The 22,562-nt window shown below is 73.0% G+C and carries 20 protein-coding genes and 1 pseudogene; 9 read left to right on the top strand and 12 right to left on the bottom strand.

The window, feature by feature from the left end; genetic code table 11:
* The first annotated feature begins 14 nt into the window (after positions 1-14).
* Positions 15-713, top strand: a complete 699-nt coding sequence (locus OG352_RS01505) for a ribonuclease H family protein (protein ID WP_329213475.1) — start codon at positions 15-17, stop codon at positions 711-713.
* On the opposite strand, the gene OG352_RS01500 is transcribed toward OG352_RS01505, so the two are convergent.
* Complete coding sequence (locus OG352_RS01500; RefSeq protein ID WP_329213473.1) at positions 714-842, bottom strand: hypothetical protein; 129 nt, start codon at positions 840-842, stop codon at positions 714-716. It abuts the gene before it with no gap.
* Between the two features lie 177 nt (positions 843-1,019).
* On the opposite strand from OG352_RS01500, the gene OG352_RS01495 reads away from it, so the two are divergent.
* The 5 genes from OG352_RS01495 to OG352_RS01475 all read left to right on the top strand — a co-directional run bounded on the left by OG352_RS01495 (position 1,020) and on the right by OG352_RS01475 (position 6,032).
* Complete coding sequence (locus tag OG352_RS01495; RefSeq protein ID WP_329213470.1) at positions 1,020-2,228, top strand: FAD-dependent monooxygenase; 1,209 nt, start codon at positions 1,020-1,022, stop codon at positions 2,226-2,228.
* Between the two features lie 88 nt (positions 2,229-2,316).
* Positions 2,317-3,801, top strand: a complete 1,485-nt coding sequence (locus OG352_RS01490) for an MFS transporter (RefSeq protein ID WP_329213468.1) — start codon at positions 2,317-2,319, stop codon at positions 3,799-3,801.
* Positions 3,802-3,806: 5 nt separating this feature from the next.
* A complete protein-coding gene (locus OG352_RS01485; protein ID WP_443072127.1) occupies positions 3,807-4,430 on the top strand; it encodes a TetR/AcrR family transcriptional regulator in 624 nt (207 codons plus the stop codon).
* An 89-nt stretch (positions 4,431-4,519) separates the two neighbouring features.
* Entirely contained in the window at positions 4,520-5,503 is a 984-nt protein-coding gene (locus OG352_RS01480; protein ID WP_329213464.1) for an aldo/keto reductase, read from the top strand.
* 43 nt (positions 5,504-5,546) lie between these two features.
* Positions 5,547-6,032: a DUF6328 family protein gene (locus OG352_RS01475; RefSeq protein WP_329213462.1), complete on the top strand. Its 486-nt coding sequence runs from the start codon at positions 5,547-5,549 to the stop codon at positions 6,030-6,032.
* 28 nt (positions 6,033-6,060) lie between these two features.
* On the opposite strand, the gene OG352_RS01470 is transcribed toward OG352_RS01475, so the two are convergent.
* Positions 6,061-7,116: a hypothetical protein gene (locus tag OG352_RS01470; protein ID WP_329213459.1), complete on the bottom strand. Its 1,056-nt coding sequence runs from the start codon at positions 7,114-7,116 to the stop codon at positions 6,061-6,063.
* Between the two features lie 185 nt (positions 7,117-7,301).
* Between OG352_RS01470 and OG352_RS01465 the strand changes: the two genes are divergently transcribed.
* Positions 7,302-8,768, top strand: a complete 1,467-nt coding sequence (locus OG352_RS01465; RefSeq protein WP_329213457.1) for a serine hydrolase domain-containing protein — start codon at positions 7,302-7,304, stop codon at positions 8,766-8,768.
* Here OG352_RS01465 and OG352_RS01460 read toward each other — a convergent pair.
* From OG352_RS01460 to OG352_RS01440, 5 genes and pseudogenes are all read right to left on the bottom strand, one after another.
* Positions 8,757-10,400 (bottom strand): serine/threonine protein kinase, encoded by a 1,644-nt coding sequence (locus OG352_RS01460; RefSeq protein ID WP_329213455.1) that lies wholly within the window; start codon positions 10,398-10,400, stop codon positions 8,757-8,759. The genes OG352_RS01465 and OG352_RS01460 overlap by 12 nt on opposite strands.
* A gap of 357 nt (positions 10,401-10,757) precedes the next feature.
* Entirely contained in the window at positions 10,758-11,717 is a 960-nt protein-coding gene (locus OG352_RS01455) for a threonine/serine dehydratase (RefSeq protein ID WP_329213453.1), read from the bottom strand.
* Between the two features lie 138 nt (positions 11,718-11,855).
* Positions 11,856-12,962 carry a polyprenyl synthetase family protein gene (locus OG352_RS01450; RefSeq protein WP_329213451.1) on the bottom strand — a complete coding sequence of 369 codons (1,107 nt, stop codon included), beginning with the start codon at positions 12,960-12,962 and terminating at the stop codon, positions 11,856-11,858.
* Positions 12,959-14,041: a hypothetical protein gene (locus tag OG352_RS01445; protein ID WP_329213449.1), complete on the bottom strand. Its 1,083-nt coding sequence runs from the start codon at positions 14,039-14,041 to the stop codon at positions 12,959-12,961. Before OG352_RS01445 ends, OG352_RS01450 begins: the two co-directional genes overlap by 4 nt.
* Positions 14,042-14,226: 185 nt before the next feature.
* Positions 14,227-14,404: pseudogene (locus OG352_RS01440) on the bottom strand (CAP domain-containing protein); the annotation flags it as partial.
* A 235-nt stretch (positions 14,405-14,639) separates the two neighbouring features.
* On the opposite strand from OG352_RS01440, the gene OG352_RS01435 reads away from it, so the two are divergent.
* On the top strand, positions 14,640-16,442 hold the full coding sequence (locus tag OG352_RS01435; RefSeq protein ID WP_329213447.1) for a M4 family metallopeptidase: 1,803 nt from the start codon (positions 14,640-14,642) through the stop codon (positions 16,440-16,442).
* 210 nt (positions 16,443-16,652) lie between these two features.
* Here OG352_RS01435 and OG352_RS01430 read toward each other — a convergent pair whose 3' ends face one another.
* The 4 genes from OG352_RS01430 to OG352_RS01415 form a co-directional block, all read right to left on the bottom strand.
* Complete coding sequence (locus OG352_RS01430) at positions 16,653-17,006, bottom strand: UBP-type zinc finger domain-containing protein (RefSeq protein ID WP_329213445.1); 354 nt, start codon at positions 17,004-17,006, stop codon at positions 16,653-16,655.
* Entirely contained in the window at positions 17,003-18,217 is a 1,215-nt protein-coding gene (locus OG352_RS01425) for an ATP-binding protein (protein WP_329213443.1), read from the bottom strand. Before OG352_RS01425 ends, OG352_RS01430 begins: the two co-directional genes overlap by 4 nt.
* Positions 18,214-19,890 carry an FAD-dependent oxidoreductase gene (locus tag OG352_RS01420; protein WP_329213441.1) on the bottom strand — a complete coding sequence of 559 codons (1,677 nt, stop codon included), beginning with the start codon at positions 19,888-19,890 and terminating at the stop codon, positions 18,214-18,216. The genes OG352_RS01425 and OG352_RS01420 overlap by 4 nt, the downstream gene beginning before the upstream one ends.
* Before the next feature lie 119 nt (positions 19,891-20,009).
* Positions 20,010-20,366: a VOC family protein gene (locus OG352_RS01415; RefSeq protein ID WP_329213439.1), complete on the bottom strand. Its 357-nt coding sequence runs from the start codon at positions 20,364-20,366 to the stop codon at positions 20,010-20,012.
* A gap of 61 nt (positions 20,367-20,427) precedes the next feature.
* Here OG352_RS01415 and OG352_RS01410 point away from each other — a divergent pair, with 61 nt between their 5' ends.
* Complete coding sequence (locus OG352_RS01410; RefSeq protein WP_329213437.1) at positions 20,428-21,300, top strand: universal stress protein; 873 nt, start codon at positions 20,428-20,430, stop codon at positions 21,298-21,300.
* A gap of 22 nt (positions 21,301-21,322) precedes the next feature.
* Here OG352_RS01410 and OG352_RS01405 read toward each other — a convergent pair whose 3' ends face one another.
* On the bottom strand, positions 21,323-22,558 hold the full coding sequence (locus tag OG352_RS01405) for a DUF4032 domain-containing protein (protein WP_329213436.1): 1,236 nt from the start codon (positions 22,556-22,558) through the stop codon (positions 21,323-21,325).
* Between the last annotated feature and the right edge of the window lie 4 nt (positions 22,559-22,562).

The following is a 22,562-nucleotide window of genomic DNA, read 5'->3' as shown; positions in this document are numbered from 1 at the left end:
GGCCCGGCCGTGGCATGATCGTGCGCATGCGTGAACGAGTGGTGGCCGCGTGCGACGGGGCTTCGAAGGGAAACCCGGGACCGGCGGGCTGGGCGTGGGTGGTCGCGGACGACACGGAGGCCCCGGCCCGCTGGGAGGCGGGGCCGCTCGGCAAGGCCACCAACAACGTCGCCGAACTCACCGCGCTGGAACGCCTGTTGGCGTCGACCGACCCGGCCGTGCCGCTCGAGGTCCGGATGGACTCGCAGTACGCCATGAAGGCCGTCACCACCTGGCTGCCCGGCTGGAAGCGCAACGGCTGGAAGACGTCCGCCGGCAAGCCGGTCGCCAACCGGGAGCTGGTCGTCCGTATCGACGAACTGCTCGACGGCCGCGCAGTCGACTTCCGCTACGTGCCCGCCCACCAGGTCGACGGCGACCCGCTCAACGACTTCGCCGACCGCGCCGCCAGCCAGGCGGCGATCGTCCAGCAGACGGCGGGCAGCGACCACGGCTCCCCGGAGCCCCCGGCCTCACCGGACACCCCGAAGCCGAAGTCGGCCCGCTTCTCGGGCGTCAAGTCCCCCCGGCGCGGCGGCGGTTCGTCGTCCCGCACGCTGAAGGCCAAGTTCCCCGGCCGCTGCGTGTGCGGCCGTGGTTACGCGGCCGGCGAGGAGATCGCCAAGAACGCGCAGGGCTGGGGTCACCCGGAGTGCCGCAGCGTCGACGCCTGATCAGGCGTCGAAGGCGTCGCAGGTGTAGTGGGCCGTGTGGGCGTGGTGCGGCCAGAACGCCGGATCGTTGGGGGAGACCCCGGTCGCCTGGTCGGCCAACTGGGCGTCCGCGTGAGGCGGAAGGGGCAATTCCTTGCCCTGGGAGCGCTTCTTTCGGTGGACCTTCGTGCGCCGGTGTGCCGTCGGTGGTGTGGCTCACCTGGGAAAACTGGTGCGATCGGGCAGGTGGGGCGTCAGTCGACGGGCGTCGCGCCCTGCTACTCTGCGTCGTCAATCCACCACGTCCAGTAATTCCTAGGGGTGCGCGTGAAGGTCGCCTGTGTCGGCGGCGGGCCCGCCGGCCTGTATCTCTCGATCCTGCTCAAGCGGCAGGACCCGTCCCACGACATCACCGTCCACGAGCGCGACCCGGAGGGCTCGACCTACGGCTGGGGCGTCACGTACTGGCAGGGGCTCCTCGACAAACTCCACGCCTGCGACCCCGAGTCGGCGCGCGCGATCGACGAGAGCTCCGTCCGCTGGAACGAAGGCGTCGCCCACGTAAGGGATCTGGCGATCCGTCAGCCCGGCGACGAAGGGCACGGCATCGGCCGGCACAAGCTGCTGGAGATCCTCGCCGCACGGGCCCGCGCACTCGGCGTACGGCTGGAGTTCGAGAGCGAGATCACCGCCGAGAACCTGCCGGACGCCGACCTCGTCGTGGCCGGCGACGGCGTCCACAGCGCCCTGCGCACCCACCAGGCCGACGACTTCGGCGCCGACCTCGCACCGGGCCGCAACTCCTACGTCTGGCTCGGCACCACCAAGGTCTTCGACTCCTTCACCTTCGCCTTCGTGGAGACCGAGCACGGCTGGATCTGGTGCTACGGCTACCCCTTCAGCTCCGAGCAGAGCACCTGCGTCATCGAGTGCGCCCCCGAGACCCTCGCCGGGCTCGGCCTCGACCGGGCGGGCGACGGCGACGGCCTCGCCGACCTGGAGAAGCTCTTCGCGCACATCCTCGACGGCCACCCCCTGATCGGCCGCGCGTCCGCCGTCGGCAGCGCCCAGTGGCTGACCTTCCGCACGCTCACCAACCGCACCTGGTACCGCGACAATCTCGTCCTCCTCGGCGACGCCGCGCACACCACCCACTACTCGATCGGCGCCGGCACCACCCTCGCCCTGGAGGACGCCGTCGCCCTCGCCGACGCCCTGCGCGACAGCGCCGACCTTCCGGCGGCCCTCGCTCGCTACGAACAGGAACGCAGGTCCGCCCTGCTCTCCCCGCAGAGCGCCGCCCACTACAGCGCCCAGTGGTACGAGAACCTCACCCGCTACATCCACCTCCCCCCGGAGCAGATGTTCGCCCTGCTCGGACAGCGGCACTCGCCCCTGCTGCCGTACGTCCCGCCGCAGTTGTACTACCGGCTCGACAAGGCCGCCGGGCGGCTGGAGGCCCTGCGCCGGTTCAAGCGCTGGCTGGGCCCGAAGCTGGCGCGCGGCACGCGGACGCCGGCCTCCTCCCGCAGGTAGCCGGGCCAACCTTGGGTGAATGGCAATTCACTGCTACGGTGAATTGTCATTCACCTCATGTTACTTTCATGCAAGCCGCTGGAGTCCCGTGGAGTCGCCCGCTCCGATACCCGCCCCGACCAGTGGAAACGCCGGTCTGCGGGCCCGGCTCACCATCCCGGTCCTGGCGTACTGCGGCATCCTCATGGCGGTCATGCAGACCGTCGTCGTCCCGCTCCTGCCCGACCTGCCCCGGCTGACCGGTGCCTCGCCCGGCGCGGTCTCCTGGATGGTGACCGCCTCGCTGCTGTCCGGCGCGGTCCTCACCCCGGTCCTCGGCCGCGCCGGTGACATGTACGGCAAGCGGCGGGTGCTGCTCCTGTCGTTCGCCCTCATGGCCGTCGGCTCGGTGATCTGCGCCCTCACCTCCGACATCGGCGTACTGATCGCGGCCCGCGCCCTGCAGGGCGCCGCGGTCTCCGTCGTCCCGCTCTCCATCAGCATCCTGCGCGACGAACTGCCCCCCGAACGCCGGGGATCCGCCGTGGCGCTGATGAGCTCCACCGTCGGCATCGGCGCCGCGCTGGGGCTGCCGGCGGCGGCCGTGGTCGTGCAGTACGCGAACTGGCACGTGATGTTCTGGGTGACCGCCGCCCTGGGCGCGACCGGGGTCGCGCTGATCCGGTGGGCGGTGCCGGAGTCGCCCGTGCGCGAGCCCGGCGGGTTCGACGTGACGGGGGCGCTCGGGCTGGCCGCCGGGCTGATCTGCCTGCTCCTCGCCGTGTCGCAGGGCGGCCAGTGGGGGTGGGGGAGCGCCCGGATCATCGGTCTGTTCCTCGGCGCCGTGGTCGTCCTGGGCCTGTGGTGGCGGCAGCAGTTGCGCTCCCGACAGCCCCTGGTGGACCTGCGGTTGGTGTCCCGGCCACGGGTGGGCCTGTCCCACGTGGCCGCGCTCCTGACCGGCTTCGCGTTCTACGCCAACTCGTTGGTGACCGCCCAGTTGGTGCAGGCGCCCGAGGCGAGCGGCTACGGGCTCGGGCTGTCCATCGTCCAGACCGGCCTGTGCCTGCTGCCCGGCGGCATCACCATGCTGCTGTTCTCACCCGTCTCCGCCCGTATCTCCGAGGCGCGCGGCCCCCGCGTCACCCTCGCCCTGGGCGCCGCCGTCATCGCCTCGGGGTACGCCGTGCGCGTCGCCGACAGCCACCAACTGTGGATGATCATGGTGGGGGCGACCGTCGTGGCGACCGGCACCACCCTCGCCTACTCGGCGCTGCCCTCGCTGATCCTGCGCGCCGTCCCGCCCGGGCAGACCGCCTCGGCGAACGGCGTCAACGTCCTGATGCGCACGATCGGCCAGGCCGTCTCCAGCGCCGCCGTGGCCGCCGTCCTCGTCCACCACACCAGCCTCGTCGACGGAGCCCCGGTGCCGACGCTGCACGGCTACCTGCTGGCCTTCGGCATCGCAGGCGCGGTGGCCCTGGCCGCGTGCGCGGTGGCGCTCACCATCCCCGGCGACGCCGAGCCCGAGGACCCGCGACCGTTCCGGGGCGGCACCCGGCCGGTGAACGACGGGGCGATGGAGGGAGCATGAGTGCCATGACCACATCCCCCGAGGCCGACGCCGATGTCGGCACCGACACTGATGCCGCTGCCGCGAGCAGGCCTGCGGCCCCCGCGCGCCGCGACGCCGGGGCGACCAAGACCGCCATCCTGCGGGCCGCCCGGTACCTGCTCGCCCGCCAGGCGCACGCCGACATCACCCTCAAGGCCGTCGCGGAGCGCGCCGGGGTGAGCGCGCCGCTGGTCGTGAAGTACTTCGGCAACAAGGACGCCCTGTTCGCGCGCGTCATGTCCTTCGAGGAGGACGCCGACGCCCTGCTGGCCGCCCCGCTGCCGGAACTGGGCCGGCACATGGTCCGGCACGTGGTGGTCAGCCAGCGCGAGCGCGGCACCGACCCCGTGCTGCGGATCGCGTTCGCGCCCCTGCACGGCGACCACGGCGAGATACTGCGCGCCAACTTCCGCACCCAGGTCACCGAGCGCCTCGCCGCCCGGCTCACCGGCCCCGACACCGGCGCCCGCGCCGAACTCGCCGTCGCCACCCTGCTAGGCCTCGGCGTGATGTTCGGCATCGCGCGCGGCCCGGAGCTGCGGGCGATGCCGGTCGAGGACATCGTCGACCGGTACGGCCCGACCGTGCAGGCCCACCTGGACGGCTAGGCACGGGGGAGAGCCGGTGGACGACGCGCAGGTGAGGGACCGGAGCCGGCCGTTCCGCGCCAGGTGACCATGGATGACAGACTGGCCTCATGGACGAGCGCGAATTCGGTAGGTCTGGTCAGCACGCATCCGTCGTCGGTCTCGGCACCTGGCAACTGGGCGCCGACTGGGGAGACGTCGACGACAAGGAGGCCCTGACGGTTCTGGAGGCGGCGGCCGAGTCCGGAGTGACCTTCTTCGACACCGCCGACGTCTACGGCGACGGCCGCAGCGAGCAGACCATCGCCACGTTCCTGAGCAGCCGGCCCGACCTGCACGTGCTGGTCGCCACCAAGATGGGCCGCCGGGTCGACCAGCTCCCCGAGAACTACGTCCTGGACAACTTCCGCGCCTGGAACGACCGTTCCCGCCGCAACCTCGGCGTCGACCGCATCGACCTGGTGCAGTTGCACTGCCCGCCCACCCCCGTCTACTCCAGTGGCGAGGTCTTCGACGCGCTCGACACCCTCGTCGCGGAGGAGCGCATCGCGCGGTACGGCGTCAGCGTGGAGACCTGCGCCGAGGCCCTCACCGCGATCGCCCGGCCGGGCGTGGCGAGCGTGCAGATCATCCTCAACCCGTTCCGCCTGAAGCCCCTGCACGAGGTGCTCCCGGCCGCCCGGGAGGCCGGCGTCGGCATCATCGCCCGCGTCCCGCTCGCCTCCGGCCTGCTGTCCGGCAAGTACACCAAGGACACCGTCTTCCCGGAGAACGACCACCGCACCTACAACCGGCACGGCGAGTCCTTCGACCAGGGCGAGACCTTCTCCGGCGTCGACTACGCCACCGGCGTCGAGGCCGCCGTCGAGTTCGCGGCCCTCGCGCCCGAGGGGTACACCCCGGCCCAGCTCGCCCTGCGCTGGATCGTCCAGCAGCCCGGCGTGACCACCGTGATCCCGGGCGCCCGCTCGCCCGAACAGGCCCGCGCCAACGCGGCGGCCGCCAGGCTCCCCGAGCTCTCCGACGAGACCCTCGCGGCCGTCCGCGACCTCTACGACCGGCGTGTCAAGGAGCAGGTCGAGGGACGCTGGTAGCAGCGGCCGTTTGAACGGTCGGCGGCCCGGATACCCGAGCCGCATGGACCAGGACGAGCGAGGATCGGGGCGCGACGAGACCGAGGAGGAGCGGGCCGACCGCATGTGGGGGGAGCTCATCCAGGAGATCCGCGTCGCCCAGACGGGCGTACAGATCCTCTTCGGCTTCCTGCTGACCGTGGTGTTCACCCCGCGCTACGCGGACCTGCGACACACCGACCAGGTCATCTACATCGTGACCGTCGTCCTGGGCGCCTGCGCGACCGGCGCGCTCATCGGCCCCGTCTCCCTGCACCGCCTGGTCTCCGGGCGGCGGGTGAAGCCGCAGGCCGTGCGGTGGGCGTCCCGGCTGACCTTCGTCGGCCTGCTCCTGCTGCTCGCCACCATGACCGCCTCCCTGCTGCTGATCCTGCGCGTGGCCACCCACGACGACTACGTGCCCTGGCTCGTCAGCGGTGTGGTCGTCTGGTACGCGCTGTGCTGGTTCGTGCTGCCGCTGTGGACCCGGTACCGCCACACGACACGGTGACGCCGGGTCCACAGCGACGCGCGTACCGCTACTCGGCTCCGGACGCCTCGCCCCGCGCCCCGCGCAGCGCGGTGATGCAGGTGCCGATCGCCTGCTGGAGGTCCTCCAACTGCTGCACCATGTCGTCCTCGTAGAACTCCTGCGCGTCGTCGAAGGTCAGCTCCTCGAACACCTTCGTCACCCGCTGGAGGCTGCTGTAGAACTTGGTGCGCCGCTCCTGGACGCGCAGCTCGGGATCGGCCTGCACGGTCTCCACGACGAGGTTCTTCATCGTGTCGTAGGCATCGGTCGCCCACTCGCCGGCGTCCTCGCCGTCGTTCAGCTCGTCGATGAGCGACAGGTGCCGCTCCGCCTCCTGGCGCAGCTCGGCCGGCGCGTCGAGGGTCTGCCCGGCGGGCGTCTTGATCTGGCCGGACTCGGCGATCTGGCGCACGTACCCGATGCGGTCGGCCGAGCGGCTCTCGGTGGCCACGGCCTTCTTCAGGTCGTCGGTGCGTACGACGTCACGGGCCAGCTCGGCCTGGAGGTCCGGGTCCTCCTTGATGCGGTCCAGGAGGGCGGCGCGGGCCGCGCGGGCGGTCGAGGGGTCGGCGAGGATCGCGGCCCGCAGGGCGGTGGGGTTCTCCGCGACCTCCAGCGCCTTCGTCGGACGGATGCCCTCGGCCTCGGCGGCCTGCGCGATCGCGGTGCCGCGCTCGGACGTGGCGCTGGAGCGCGAGACGTAGAAGGTCAGCCACACGTCGGCGTCCGGCAGCTCGACCTCCTGGCCCGGCGCCAGCTCCTCGAAGTGCGGGACGAGACCGTCGTCGGCGGCCCGGTCCCAGGCCTTGTAGTAACGCATGACGCGCTCGGGGGAGCAGCCCGCCAGCGTGGCGAACTCCTTCGCCGACACCTTCGGCGTCTCGTCCGCGCTCTGCCCGCCCGGCCGGACGCTGCGCGCCACCATCAGGCCGAAGGCCCACCCGCCGGTCCGCGCGTACACGCCGAACTCGCGGGCGTCACGCGCGACCAGGTCGGACAGGGGAGCGGGGGACGTCTCGGGGGACGTCTCGGACGTCTCGGGCAGGTCGATCGCCAGGGTCACGGATGACTCTCCTCTGCGGGCTGCGGGACGTAGGATCGGCACTGCGAAAGTGCAGACCGGCAGCCTATATGGACCCGTTGGCGATGCTTTGCCGGGTGTCCCCGGCCGCCTGGGGAGGAAACGGGCCACGCGTGACGTGAAAAAAGCCGTCGATCATCCTCCGTCCGCCGGGGGAGGATTCCGGTATGACCGTCAGCCCGCTGCCCACGAGCACCCCCTCCGCCCAGGGCGTCGACGCCTCCCGCGTCCTCGCCTTCCTGGACGCCCTGGACGCCTGCGAGGCCGTCGAGCCGCACGGCGTCATGATCCTGCGCCACGACCACGTGGTCGCCTCCGGCTGGTGGGCGCCGTACCACCCCGACCGCATGCATCTGCTGTACTCGATCAGCAAGAGCTTCACGGCCACGGCCGCCGGTCTCGCCGTCGCCGAGGGACTGATCGGGCTCGACGACCCGGTGGTGTCGTACTTCCCGGAGTTCGAGGCGGACATCACCGACCCGCGCAGCCGCGCGATGCGGATACGGCACCTGGCGTCGATGACGAGCGGGCACGAGGCCGAGACGCTGGACAGGGCGCGCGCCCTCGACCCCGACGACCTCGTCCGGGGCTTCCTGCTGCTGCCGCCCGAGCGCGACCCGGGGACCGTGTTCGCCTACAACCAGCCCGCCACCTACGCGCTCGCCGCGATCCTGCAGCGGGTCACCGGGCAGACGCTCACCGCGTATCTGCGGCCCCGGCTGCTGGACCCGCTCGGCATCGGCGAGACCGGCTGGCTGACCGACCGCACCGGCCGTGAGCTGGGCTTCAGCGGGCTGCACGCCGCCACCGACGCCCTCGCCCGGCTCGGCCTGCTGTATCTCGGCGAGGGCCTCTGGGAGGGGAAGCGGCTGCTGTCGCCGGAGTGGGTCGCCGAGGCGACGCGCTCCCACATCCCCACGGCCGGCCACGGCGAGCGCGCGGAGGGGGACTGGGTCCGGGGCTACGGCTTCTCGTTCTGGCGGTCCCGGCACGGCTACCGCGGCGACGGGGCGTACGGCCAGTTCTGCCTGGTGCTGCCCGAACACGACGCGGTGATCGCCACCACCGCCGCGACCGGCGACATGCAGGCTCTGCTCGACCTCGTCTGGGAGCACCTGATCCCCGCCTTCGGACCCGAGCGGCTCACCGGTCGGGACGACGCCGACACGGCCCTCGCCGAGCGCCTGGCCCGGCTCGCACTGCCCCCGGCCCCCGGCGCTCCCGCACCGCCGGAGCGGGCCGATCAGTGGTCGGGCGCCGAGTTCACCCCGTACGGCGGCGCCTGCGCCGACCAGCCGGGGCTGACCGGTGCCTCCGTCGCCGTGGACGCGGACGGCTGGACGCTGACCCTCGTCGAGGACGGCGACCGCCTGCGGGCCGCCCTGGGATCGGGCGGGTGGCGGGTGGCGGACGAGCCGCTGCCGCTCGCCGTGAGCGGCGGATGGAGCGACGGCGACACCCTCGCCGTGGACCTCGCCCTGCTGGAGACCCCGCACCGCCTGCGGGTGACGTGCGCCCTCGCCGACCGGACGTTCACCGCGCACTGGACCACCAGGCCGCTGCACGCCGGACCCCTGCGGCTCAAGCGCGCCCCGCTGCCGGCAGCGGGAGTGTCAGGCCCGTCAGGCGGCTGAACCCGGCCGGAAGGTCCGCAGGAAGGTCTTCAGGGCCTGCTGGTTGGCGCTCTTGTCCCAGTCCGCGGCGGGCGTCGTGAAACGCAGCGAGGTGCTGCGGTGCCCGCCGAGCAGCACGCCCCGGCCGAACGTGCGCACCTGCGTGCCGTCGGCCTTGAAGAGCCACTCCATGTCGGCGGCCTTGTACCCCTGGTACGTCGTCGCCTCGATGGCGCCCAGCCGCCGGAAACCGTCGTCCTTCTTGAGGTTGGGCTCGACGTCGTCGCGCCAGACGGCCACCGGGTCCGTCCCGGCGCTCACGCTGAAGGTCACCGCGAGGGTGCGCGGGTCGCCGGCCGCCCCGAAGGTGACGCGGAACGACTGGTCGGCGCCACGCGCGGTCTCCAGCCGCTTCCAGCCGGCCGGCAGGGCGACCGAGAAACCCTCGGGCGCGCGGTAGACGCGGTAGCCGGCCGGGAGGGCGTCGGCGGAGGCCGAGGGCGGCGCGGAGGGGGAGGCGTCCGGGGACGAGCTGGGGGACGGGCTGCTCGGCGCGGTCGGGGGCGTGCTCGGAGCCGGCGGCGCGGGTTCTCTGTCGCCGGCGTCCTCGCTGGGCGGCGCGGCGGACACGGACGGCCGGGGCTGCGCGCTGCCCGCCGCCGTGTCGTCGGCGTCGGAGAGCTGATGGGTCACGGCGAGGGCGGCGACCGCCACGGTGACGACGGCCAGCACCGTCCCGGCCGCCATGGCCCGGCCGCTCCAGTGCGGACCGATCTGCCGGGCCGCGGCGCAGGCACGCTTCAGCTTGGGGGCGGGCAGGACGCCGTGCGGGTCGTCCTCCAGCACCCGGGTGAGGGCTTGGCGTACGACCGTCCGGTTCAGCCGCTCCCGGGATTCCTTGCGCAGCAGCCCCTGCAGGGTCCCGGTGAGCGGGCCCGCGCGCAGCGGGGTGCGCAACGGCAGCCGGTCCACGCTCTTCAGCGTGCTCTCGGGCCGGTCCCGGTCCCGGTAGGGCGGCCGGCCCTCGACCATCGTGTAGAGGATCGCGCCCAGCGCCCACAGGTCGGCCGCCGGGCCGATCCGGTCGTTGCGGGCCTGCTCGGGAGAGGCGTACGCCGGGGCCGCCACGCGCGGGGCGAGGGTCGCGCCCGCCAGCCCGAAGCCGGTGAGGACGAGCGGACCGCGGGCCCGCACGAAGACCTGGCCGGGGCTCAGCTCGCCGTGGGTGATGCCCTCACCGTGCGCGACCTCCAGCACGTCGAGCAGCTCCAGCCCGATCGCGGCGGCCTTGGCCGGACTGAACGTCCCCTTCTGCGCGAGGAGTTGGCCCAGGGGCAGGCCGTCGATCCACTCGGTGACGGTCCACAGGGAACCCTCCTCCTCCAGGGCGTCGACGACCGCGGCGATCCGGCCCGGGCTCAGCCGCGCCATCGTCTCCGACATGCCCAGGACCCGGTCGGCGGCCTGCCGCGCCTTCTCCTCGCCCTGGTCGGGGGGCAACCCGATCCGGGTGACCAGGCACGGTCGCGCCGCCCCGGTGTCCTCCACGTACTCGCCGTACCAGCTGACGCGGTTCGTCTCCTGGTGGACGACGTCGAGCAGCCGGTACCTCCCGGCGACCAACTCGTGCGTGGAGACGTGCGTCTTGACCATGGGCCATCCCTCGCTGAACCGCTGGTACTCACCTTTCCCATGGGTACGACCGGTGAGAGGGGGTCCGTTCAATTGGAGGGCAACTCCGGCGAGTTTCCTGTCTTTCATTCAAAAGGACCGACGGTGCGAGCCGAGCATTTGTGCGAGAAAAGGGAATTGCGGGGCCTGTCCTGGACCTGTCATGGGCCCGTCCTGCGGTGTAACCGGAGGTAAACAGGACACGGGGCACTCCTGCGGACGCTCCTCCGCGCACTCCTGCGCAGACTCCTCGCCGATCCCGGAAACGACCTTCCCGGCCGGGGTTTATTCCTGCTCGGACACCCTCCGGAGGGATTTCCCTAACCCCGCAGCGCGGTCTCAGCGCAGCCCGAACCGGTCCACCCAGGTCATCATGTCCGCGACCGTCGCGTTGCCCCCGCAGACCACCAGCCCCACCCGCGCGCCGTCCCCCACCCGCTCCACGACCTGCCGGGCCGCGGGCAGCAGACAGCCGGCCGCCGGTTCGGTCCACACCTTGGCGTGCTCGGCCAGCTCCAGGCTGCCCCGCACTGCCTCCCGGTCGGAGACCACCAGCACCTCGCCGACCAGGGCGCGGACATGGTCGTACGTCAACTGCGAGACGCTGGGCGCGCTGAGCGTGGAGACGATCGACGACAGCTCCACCTGCACCGGCCCGCCCGCCGTCAACGCCTCCGACATCGCCTGCGCGCCCTCGGTCTCCACACCCCAGATCCGCACGTCCGGGCGGCGGGCGCGCAGGGCGGCGGCGACACCGGCGATCAGACCGCCGCCCCCGACGCTCACCAGCACGTCCGTCAGCTCACCGGCGTCGGAGGCCAGTTCCAGGCCGACCGTGCCCTGACCGGCGACGACCACCGGGTCGTCGAACGGGTGCACCAGCGTGAAGCCCTCGTCCCGCAACCGCTCCACCAGCGAGAACGCGCCGCCCATCGTGTCGGTCAGCCGCACCGACGCACCGGCCGCCGCCGCGATCTCGACGGAACGGGCGGGCGCCGAACGCGGCATCACGACCGTGGCCTTCACATCCAGCGCGGCGGCCATGACCGCGAGCGCGATCCCGTGGTTCCCGCCGCTCACGGCCACGACCCCGGCCGCCCGCTCGGCCTCGCTCAACGACAGCAGTTTCGCCGTCGCCCCGCGCGCCTTGAAGGAACCGGTGCGCTGGAGGAGTTCCAGCTTCGTGGTCACGGGGACACCGAGCAGCGTCGACAGGCCCGGGCTCGGCACGGTCGGGGTACGGACGAGATGTCCGGCGATCCGCTCGGCAGCGGCTTCGATCTCCGAGATGCCGATCAAGGCAGTCACCCTTCCGGTTCCGGGTTCCGGCGCGGCGGAGGTGGCGGGGCCGCACCTGTTTCGCTTCGTCTCCTCGCACCCTCACCCGGCGCGGTCCCGCAGGTCAACACGGGCCGGCGATCTTGTCGGGGCCGGGCTTCAGAGATCCCGGCGCACGACGAAGTCCACCAGGCAGCGCAGGTCGCTCAGGGCGGGGGCGGCCGAGGGCAGCTCCGCGAGCGCCGACTCGGCGGCGGCGACCTGCCGGCCCGCCTCGACGAGCGCCGCCGTACGGCCCCCAGCCGCTTCGACCAGCTCCGCCGCCGCCCCCGGATCGCCGCCCCGCTCCAGGAGCACGGCCAGACGGCGCGCGGCGGGGGCGGCCGAGTCGAGGGCGGCCAGCACGGGGAACGTCTTCTTCCGCTCCCGCAGATCAGCGTGGACGGGTTTGCCGGTGACCGAGGGGTCGCCCCAGATGCCCAGCATGTCGTCGACCACCTGGAACGCGACCCCCAGATGCCGTCCGGCCCGGTCCAGCGCGGCCACCGCAGTAGGGGACGCCCCGCCCAGGACGGCCCCCAGCGCCGCCGCACAGCCCAGCAGCGCGCCGGTCTTCCCCTCGGCCATCGCCCGGTAGGCGGCCGGCCGCACCCGCTCCGGCCCCGACCAGGGCCGCGCGGCGAACAGCAGGTCGTCGGCCTGCCCGCGCACGAGGTCCCCGAGCGCGCCGGACAGCAGACGCACGGCAGTGGCGCCGGCCGGGGGCGGCTGCACCGCGAGCGTCTCCACCGCCAGGGCGAACAGGGCGTCGCCCGCCAGGACCGCCGGTCCCGTGCCGTACGCCTTCCACACCGTGGCGCGCCCGCGCCGGGTCGGGTCGCCGTCCATGATGTCGTCGTGGAGCAGGGAGAAGGCGTGCACGAGTTCCACCGCGACCGCCGCGGGCACCCCGGCCCGCGCGGGCGCGCCGGCCGCCTCGGCGCCGAGCACCGCGAGGGCCTGCCGCACGCCCTTGCCTCCGGAGCCGGCCGCGGGCGCCCCGCCGACGCCGCACCAGCCGAAGGTGTACCCGGCCATCTCACCCACCCAGGGATGCGACCGCCCGACGGCCTCCATGAGCGCGGGCCGCACCAACGCACGGCAGCGGGCGAGGACTTGGAGCGCCCGGGGCGGCGTGGCGGGGGCGGTGGATGCTTCGGTGCGGTCGCGCACCGCAGAGCCGGGTGTCGCGGCGACTTCCCGTGGGGCCGCGTCGAGCGCCGTCATCGTGCGACCGCCGTGCGCAGGCCTGCCGGTGCCGCCCCGGTCGTCTCGTCGGCCGGTCCGACCCCCAGCTCGCGCTGCGCCCGGGCGACCATCTCCCGGGCGTGCCTCAGGCCGATGCGCTCCAACGCCCGTGCCAGGTCGGTCAGTTCGGCCTCCGTCTCCGCCTTGGCGCGGCCCAGGCGGGCCAGTGCCTTCGTCAGACCGAGCCGGGAGAGCGCCTCGCCGCGCGGCTCGCCCATGGCACGGAACTCGCCGAGTGCCAGCTCGTAGAGGTCCCGGGCCTCGGGGTAACGACCGGCGCGGTACAGGACGTTGCCGCGCATCTTGTGGTTGTAGGCCAGCGCGCCGGACAGGTTCATCGCGCGGCAGGACTCCTCGGCCTCCGCCAGCAGGCCGAGGGCGCGTTCGGTGGCGCCGTCCCGCACGGAGACGATGTCGGCCAGCCCGCGCAGCGCCCAGGCGTGACCGCGCCGGTCCTCGGCGCCCGCCGAGATCAGCGCCGCCTCCTCGAAGAGGGTGTACGCGGTGTCGTAGGCACCGGAGTTGCGGTGCATCTGCGCTATGCCCTCCAGCGCCCACACCGTGTGCCGGGCCTCGCCGCGCCTGCGGGCCTCGGCCAGCAGTTGTTCGTGCAGCCGGCCCACGGCCTCGTAGTCGCCCTGGATGCGGCCGGTCTCCGCGAGCCCGGCCAGCGAGTAGCCGCGGACGACGATGTCGCCGCCCCGCTCGCCGAGTTCGGCCGCGAGCCCCAGCAGCCGCCAGGCCAGCGGGAACGCGCCCCGCTGCCGGGCCAGGGTGCCGCCGCTCCACAGCGCCCACGCCATCGCGGCGACGTCCCCGGCCTCCCGCGCCGCCCGGTAACTCGCCTTCCAGGCCCGGTCCGCCTCCCGCACCTGCCCGAGCCGCCGGTGCGCCTCGGCGACCGCGAGCCCCGAGCGGGCCGCCTCGCCGTGCTGTCCGGCCCGCTCGGCGACCCTCAACTGCTCGGTGCCGGCGGCCAGTACGTCGTCCAGCGAGGAGTTCACGGACAGGGTGGTCAGGGCGCCCTGGTACTCCGGGGCGAATGCCTTGCCGTACATCGGTTCCTTTCGGCCGATCACTGTGAGCCCACGTATGCACTCTGTGTATACGTCGCGTGTATACATGGTGCGTATAGTGGGCCTGTCGCCGGTCAAGACGCGGGCAGGGCGAACGGGGTTGCCTGCGAGGCGCGGATTACCTCGGGGCCTGAAGGGGCGGGCGTGGCTGCGGGCCTGACGGAGTGTCAGGTGCCTAAGGGCTGGGTCCAGTACGTGCCCGACGGGCCGCCGCCCTCGTAGCCGACGCCGATGTGGGTGAAGGCGGGCCTTGAGGATGTTGGTGCGGTGGCCGGGGCTGTTCATCCAGCCGTCCACCACCTCGGCGGCGGAGCGCCGGCCGCAGGCGATGTTCTCGCCGATGGTTCCCGTGGTCGGTTTCTGGTGCGAGATCGATCACATGCGGTCGAGGCAACCTTCATTTGGCGTGTCACATCTTCGGGGTCGGCGCGTAGTTGACCGCTCTGCGGTCGCGGTGCGTCGCGAGGGTGCCGGGCATCGCCGTTGCGGTCCGGGGCCCGACCAGTCCCTTGGCGCCCAACGGCGCTGTGTCTTGCGGCGGTTGGCGATTCCGGCCGTCCGAACGAAGGAACCCTCACCTGTGCGCAGCGCACACATACGCAGCCTGGCGCTCGCCGTCGCCGTGACGACGGCCGCCACGGGCCTGGCGGGCACGGCCTTCGCGGCCCCGTCCGCGGGGGAGACCCACGCCACGGCCGCGACCGCCTCGCAGGCCGACCGCGTCGTCGAGGCCGCCCGTACCGCCGCCTTCGCCCACGCCTCGGCGACCGGCGTCGGCCAGGGCGACGAACTCCAGGCCCAGGACGTCCTGATCGACCCGGAGGGCGCACGGCACGTCCGGTTCGTCCGCACCCACCGGGGGATGCCGGTCCTCGGCGGCGACCTCGTCGTCCACCTCACCCAGCGGCTCGCCTACGCGGGCGTGACCCGCGCCGCCGGCCACGACGTCGACCCCGCCACCGTCAAGGCCGGGCTGACCGCCCGCCAGGCCGAGGCGAAGGCCGCGGCCGTGGCCGAGGGCGACGCGGAGAGCGCCGAACTCGTGGTCGACGCCCGTGGCGGCGCGTCGGCGCTCGCCTACCGGATCCGGGTGACCGGCAGCGACACCACCGAGACCGGCGGCTCCCGCACGGTCGTCCTCGACGCCCGTACCGGCAAGGTGCGCAGCAACACGCCCGACAGCGACGAGTTCCTCTCGCCCGAACTGCTGGACACCCTGCGCGAGCGCGGCGAGACCCTCGACCCCGCCACCGGCACCGTCTCGCAGGCCGCGGCCCTGAGTGCGGCGCCGCCCGCGGCCCGCGCCCCCAGGCGCTACCCGTCGACGGCCACCGGGACCGGCACGGGCCTGTTCGTCGGCAAGATCCCGCTGACCACCACCCGCACCGCGCGGACCAGCTACCTGCTGAAGGACCCCACGCACTGGAACACCGAGACGCGTGACGCGCGGAACAAGGAACTGGAGAACTTCGCGGGCGGCCGGGCGTTCACCAGCCCCACCAACAAGTGGGGCAACGGCGCCGTCTCCAGCCGCGCCAGCGCCGCCGTCGACGCCCAGTACGGCGTCACCAAGACGCTGGACTTCTACCAGAAGACCTTCGGCCGCAAGGGCATCGCCAACAACGGCAAGGGCGCCCGCGCCATGGTCCACTTCGGCAACAAGGTGGGCAACGCGTTCTGGGACCCGGCCTGCGGCTGCATGCTCTACGGCGACGGCGACGGCACCATGATCAAGAAGCCCCTCGTCGTCCTCGACGTCACCGGCCACGAACTCACCCACGGCGTCGTCGACGCGACCGCCAGGCTGGAGCCCACGTCCGTCGACGCCGACGGCAACCAGTACGGCGAGCCGGGCTCCCTCAACGAGTCCCTCGCCGACATCTTCGGCTCCAACGTCGAGTTCAGCGCCAACAACCCCAAGAACCCGCCGAACTACCTGATCGGCGAGCGGCTGGGCCTCGACCAGAAGTTCCTGCGCCGCCTCGACAAGCCGTCCCTGGACGTCCTCGAAGGCACGATCGACTACTGGTCGCCGGAGGCGTACAACGCCGAGGTGCACGCCGGCTCCGGCGTCTCCTCGCACGCCTACTACCTCCTCGCCGAGGGCAGCGGCCGCAAGAAGATCGGCACCGTCGCCTACGACTCGCCGACCTTCGACGGGGTCCCGGTGAAGGGCATCGGCCGGGCGAAGGCGACCGCGGTCTTCTACCGCGCCCTGACCCGCTACATGGTCTCCTCGACCGACTTCCACGACGCCCGCACCGCGACGCTCAAGGCGGCCAAGGACCTCTACGGGGCGACCAGCACCGAGTACCTGACGGTGGACCGCGCCTGGGCCGCCGTCAACGTGACAGCCGCGAACACACCGGCCGCCGGCCGCTGACAGCCGGGTGGTGACGGGGCGCGCCCGCCTGGGAACCCGGGCGCACCCCGTCCGTGAACGGCAGGCACGACAGGTAGGCCCACCTCACCGAGGTCGGCGCAGTGCCCCGTCAGCACGGTCGTGCCTCCTGGCACGCGGCACTGCCACAACGGCCTCCGACCAGGACCGGAGCGGGTCGGAGCCCACTGAAGCCCTGCCGCCGGGAAGGCGTCAACGGTGCAGCGACCGCGCCCAGTCCGCCGGTACCCGCCCGGCCGGCCCCGGTACGGGCTGGTCGGCGGGATGGTGGGCCGGCGGGGCGAGGTCGGGACCGGACTCGTACAGCTCGTCGGTGGAGTAGTCCCAGAACCACTCCTCGCCCGGCTCGAAACTGCGCACCACGGGATGCCCGGTCGCCTTGTGGTGCGCGGTGGCGTGCTGCCCGGGGGAGGAGTCGCAGCAGCCGACCCGGCCGCAGGTCGCGCAGCGCCGCAGATGGAACCACCAGCCGCCGACCGCGTCGCAGTCGACGCAGCCCGTGCCGCTGGGCGGGACGCTCAGGTCGATGCCGGCTACGTCGGTCATACGGGCTCCTCGGCGGTCTCGGGGTCGTCCTGGGCGTTCTCGGGGCCGGGGGCGGTCAGCGGCAGCAGGACCTGGAAGCGGGTGTCGCCCGGCACGGACTCGACCTGCAGGCCGCCGTGATGCTTGTTGACGACGATCCGCCAGGAGATGTCCAGGCCGAGCCCGGTGCCCTCGCCGACCGGCTTGGTGGTGAAGAACGGGTCGAAGATACGGCCGCGGATGTCCGGCGGGATCCCGGGCCCGGTGTCGCGGAACTCCACCAGCAGCCGGTCGCCCTCGTGAGCCGTCCGCACGGTCAACGTGCCTTCGCCGCCCGCGCTGTCGACGGCGAAGACGGCGTTGTCGACGAGGTTCGTCCACACCTGGTTGAGCTCGGCCGGGTAGGCCGGGATCGGCGGGAGCGTCCGGTCGTAGTCCCTGACGACCTCGATGCGCCCGATCTTGCCGGACAGCATCAGCAGCGTGCTGTCGAGGAGTTCGTGCACGTCGACGACCCGGTAGGAGGCGCGGTCGAGCTGCGAGTACTGCTTGGCGGCGTCCACGAGGTGCGAGATGCGGTTGGTGGAGTCGCCGATCTCGTCCATCAACAGCTCTGTCTCCACCGTGTAGTTGAGCCATCCCATCGCGCCCGGCAGGGTGTCCTCGTCCACGGCCGCCGCGACCTGCTCCAGCCACTCCGTGTCCAGCCCGGCCTGGACGAACGTCGGCGCGATCCGCCAGCCCTCCGGGACGTCGTGGTCGTCCAGCCAGTCGGTGAGCGCGTCCTCCCGGTCGGAGGCCTCCAGCGGGCTCAACACCGGTGCCTTGGCGACCAGTTCGGCCGTGCGCTCCTGGATCTCGATCAGCCGGGCCAGCGCCTCCGGGTCGTACGCGCCCGAGGCGATCACGGCGAGCTTGTGCCGCATCTTCGCCACCCGCTCCCGCAGCGTCGCCGTGGCCCGCACGGCCGTGGCCCCGGAGTACACCCCGCGCTGGGAGGTGCGGCTGACCTCGACGTCGTCCGCGCCGACCCGCCGGTACAGCACGACCGTGCCCTCGATCATCACGTAGAAGCAGGTCGCCGGATCGCCCTCGGTGTACACCGGACCGGGCTCGAACCGCTCCAACCGCCCCTCACCGCACAGCCGTCCGAGCTGCTCCGGGGAGAGCTTCTCGAACAGGAACAGCGAGCTGATCTCGGCCGGGCTGCACGGCAGCCCCCGCCCGCTCATGACTGCTCCAGATACCGGTGGACGAGCATCACGGCCATCGCTCCCTCTCCTACGGCGGACGCGACGCGCTTGGCGGACTCGGCGCGCGCGTCGCCCGCCACGAACACGCCGGGAATGTTGGTCTCCAGGTGGTAGGGCGGCCGGTCCAGCTCCCAGTCGGCCGGCGGCCGCCCGTCCGTCGTGAGATCGGGTCCGGCGAGGATGAAACCGCGCCCGTCGCGCAGCACCGTGCCGTCCAGCCAACCGGTCAGCGGGGCCGCGCCGATGAACACGAACATCCACTGCGCGTCGACGAGTTCGGTCTGTCCGCTCGCCACGTCCCGCAGCGTCAACTGCTCCAGCCGGCCTTCCCCGCGCGCGGACTCGACGACCGTGAAGGGGCGCACGGAGATGTTGGGCGCCTCCTCGATCTGCTGGATCAGGTAGTGAGACATGGACGCCGACAGGGACGCGCCGCGCACCAGGAGCGTGACGGACTTCGCGCCCCGCGCCAAGTACATCGCCGCCTGCCCGGCCGAGTTGGCACCGCCCACGACGTACACGTCGTGCCCCTGGCAGGAGGCGGCCTCGGTGAGCGCCGAGCCGTAGAACACCCCGCAGCCGGTCAGGTCGTCGCAGCCCGGCGCCGCCAACTGCCGGTAGGACACGCCCGTTGCGAGGATCACGCTGTGCGCGGCCACCGCCGAGCCGTCCGAGAAGCGGACCACCCGCGCGGACCCGCTGACCTCCAGCCCCGTCACCTCCCGCGCGGTGAGGATCTCGGCGCCGAACCTCGTGGCCTGCCGCCGCGCCCGGTCGGTGAGTTGGGCCCCGGACACACCGTCGGGGAAGCCCAGGTAGTTCTCGATCCGCGAACTCTGCCCGGCCTGCCCGCCCGTCGCCGACCGCTCCACGAGCACCGTCCGCAGACCCTCGGAGGCCCCGTACACGGCCGCGCCGAGCCCGGCCGGACCGCCGCCGATCACCACCAGGTCGTAGAAGTCGGCCGTCGGAGTCGTCGCCAGCCCCACATGGGCGGCCAGTTCGGGGGCGTCCGGCTCGACCAGGGGCGTGCCCTCGGCGGTGACCACCAGCGGCAGCCGCTGCCCGTCGACCCCGGCCGCGGCCAGCAGCCGCTGACCCTCGGGCTCGTCGGCGGAGTACCAGCGGTACGGCACCTGGTTACGGGCCAGGAACTCCCGCACGTCCGAGGAGCGCGCCGACCAGCGGTGCCCGACCACCTTCGTGGCGGGCACCGGCCGGTGGTCGCTGGTCCGCCAGGCCTCCAGCAGGTCGTCCAGGACGGGGTAGAGCTTCTCCTCCGGCGGGTCCCACGGCTTGAGCAGATAGTGGTCGAGGTCGACGACGTTGATCGCGTCGATCGCCGCACTCGTGTCCGCGTACGCGGTCAGCAGCACGCGCCGGGCGCCCGGGTACACGTCCAGGGCCTGTTCGAGGAACTCGATGCCGTTCATCCGCGGCATCCGGTAGTCGGCCAGGACGACGGCCACCAGATCGCCGCGCAGCTTCAGCTCGCGCAACGCCTCCAGCGCGGACTCCCCGGACTCCGCGCGCACGATCCGGTACCGGGCGCCGTAGCGGCGCCGCAGGTCACGGGCGACGGCCCGGGAGACCCCCGGGTCGTCGTCCACGGTCAGGATGACGGTCCGGCTTGCGTCGGCGGCCTGTGCCATACGTCTCCCACCCCGACAGCGGTCGGTCTTCGCGGCGGCACGGCGAGCCCCGCGCCGACCCGCTCATCGTATGTTCGATCGCCCCGGTCCGCTCCGGGACACCGGCAGGACGCGGGCGGTCAGGGCGACTGCCGCGCCCCCAGCACGCAGAACTCGTTCCCCTCGGGGTCGGCGAGCGTCACCCACGACTGCTCGCCCTGGCCCACGTCCGCGTGGCGTGCCCCCAGGGACAGCAGGCGGGCCACCTCGGCCCGCTGGTCGTCCGGGCGGAAGTCCAGGTGGAGCCGGTTCTTGACCGACTTGCCCTCCGTGACCGGCACGAAGAGCAGACCCCGGGTCCGGTCCTGCTCCGGTCTGATCTCGTACTCGTCGGCGGCGTCGTGCACCACGACCCACCCGAGGGCCGCGGCCCACCAGCGTCCCAGCGCCACCGGGTCGGCCGAGTCGACGATCACTTGTTCCCACTCCAGAGCCATGACCGAAGCGTAGTGAAGACTGGGCCCGACGGTTGTGATCACGACACGAGGAGGCGACGGGATGACGGTCCCGATCACGGCAGGGGTCGACGGGACGGACGAGAGCCTCGCGGCGCTCGCCTGGGCGGCCCGCGAGGCCGTCCGGCGCGACCTGGAACTGCGGGTGGTGCACGCCTGGCGGTTCCAGCCGAACGCGGCGGCCGACGTGGCGGACCGGGACGCGCAGGAGCGCTGGGTGCGGGACTCCGTACGGCAGGCCGTCGCGGCGCTCGCCGAACGGCACCCGGGACTGACCGTCACCACCGACGTCCGGGAGGGCGGGCCGGTCGGGACGCTGGTCGCCGCCGCGGCGGACGCGGAACTGCTGGTGCTCGGCTCGCGCGGGCACGGCCCGGTCGTCGGGTTCCTGCTGGGCTCGGTCGGCCAGCAGGTGATCGCCGAGGCAGCGTGCCCGGTCGTGCTGGTCCGGGCCGGCGACCAGCCGTCGGCCGAGGTGGCCGGCCACGAGATCGTCGTCGGCCAGCACGGCGAGCCCGAGGACAGCGCCCCCGCCCTGCGGTTCGCGTTCGAGACGGCCGCCGCGCGGGGCGCGAGCGTGCGCGCGGTGCGGGCCTGGACGCTGCCGCCGGTGTTCGCCTACAGCCCCGGCTCGCTCAAGCTCCTCGACGACGCCGGCGGCCTGGAACCGTACGAGAAGAAGGCGCTGGCGGATGCCCTGGAGCCGTGGCGGGAGCGGTTCCCGGACGTGCCGGTGGTGGAGCACGTGGAGATGGGCAGCGCGGGGCAGGTGCTGCTGTCGGTGGCCGGCCGGGCGCAGTTGACGGTCGTCGGCCGCCGCGCCCACCGCACGGCCGTGGGCGCCCGGATCGGCTCCGTGGCGCACGGGGTCCTGCACCACGCGGACTGCCCGGTCGCCGTCGTGCCCCACGCCTGACGCCCCGCGGACTCGGCCGTACTCACTCCGGGACGGTCGGCTCCAGGGTCTCCCGCGCCGTGGGCAGGATGTTCCTGACGTAGTCGTCGACGGCGGTGTCGAGCCCGATGTCGTGCTGCGCGCGCTCCGACAGGTACCAGCGGTGTTCGAGGAGCTCGTGATAGATCTCCGCCGCGTCCATGGAGCCGCGCAGTTCGAGGGGCACCAGGCGCACGGTGGGCCGGAAGACGTCCCGCACCCACCGGTGCGCCAGCACCTCGGGACGGGCCGCGAGGGGGTCGCCCGGGGCGTAGTCGTCCTGGGTGGCCATCCAGCTCTCCAGGTCGCTCAGCAGCCGCCGGGCCTGGTTCTCCTCGGTGTCCAGGCCGGTCAGGCGCAGCAACTGGCGCTGGTGGTGGCCCGCGTCGACGACCTTCGGCACGAAGGTGACCGTGTCGCCGTTGGAGGAGTGCTCGATCTGCATCTCGGCGACGTCGAAACCCAGCTCGTTCAGCCGCCGGATCCGCCGCTCGATGTAGTGGTACTTGCCCGCCGGGTACACCGAGGTGCGGGTCAGCTCCTCCCACAGCGCCCCGTAGCGGGCGCAGATCTCCCTGCCGAACTCGATCGCGTCCACCGACGGGTGCAGCGCCCCGGACGCCTCCAGGTCCAGCAGCTCGCCGCTGATGTTGACGCGGGCGAGGTCGAGGTCGTAGTCGCGCTGCCCGGTGCTGAGCTGGGGGTGCAGGTCGCCGGTCTCGGCGTCGACGAGGTAGGCGGCGTAGGCGCCCGCGTCCCGCCGGAACAGCGTGTTGGACAGCGAGCAGTCGCCCCACGCGAACCCGGCCAGGTGCAGCCGCACCAGCAGCACGGCGAGGGCGTCCATCAGCCGGTGCATGGTCGCCGGGCGCATCGTCGTCTCGAACATCGAGCGGTACGGCATCGAACCGCCCAGATGCCGGGTGACCAGCACCGACTCCAGCGGGGTGTCGTCGGGCGCGGTGCGGCCGGTGACCACGGCCAGCGGGTCGACGGCGGGGATGCCGAGCCGGTCCAGGTCGCGCAGCAGCTCGTACTCGCGCAGCGCCGGGCGTTCGGCGAGCTCCTTGACGGCGATCACCTCGTCGCCGGCCCGGGCGTAGCGCACCACGTGGCGGGAGATGCCGCGCGGCAGCGGGACGAGGATCTCCTCGGGCCACTCCTCCAGGGGCAGGTGCCACGGCAGCTCCAGCAGGAGTACCGGGTGCTCCGGGGTGGTGGCGCTGATCTGCAAAGCCATGGCC

This window comes from Streptomyces sp. NBC_01485 (genome assembly GCF_036227125.1).
GTDB lineage: Bacteria > Actinomycetota > Actinomycetes > Streptomycetales > Streptomycetaceae > Streptomyces.
This window is presented reverse-complemented; position numbering and strand designations above follow the sequence as displayed.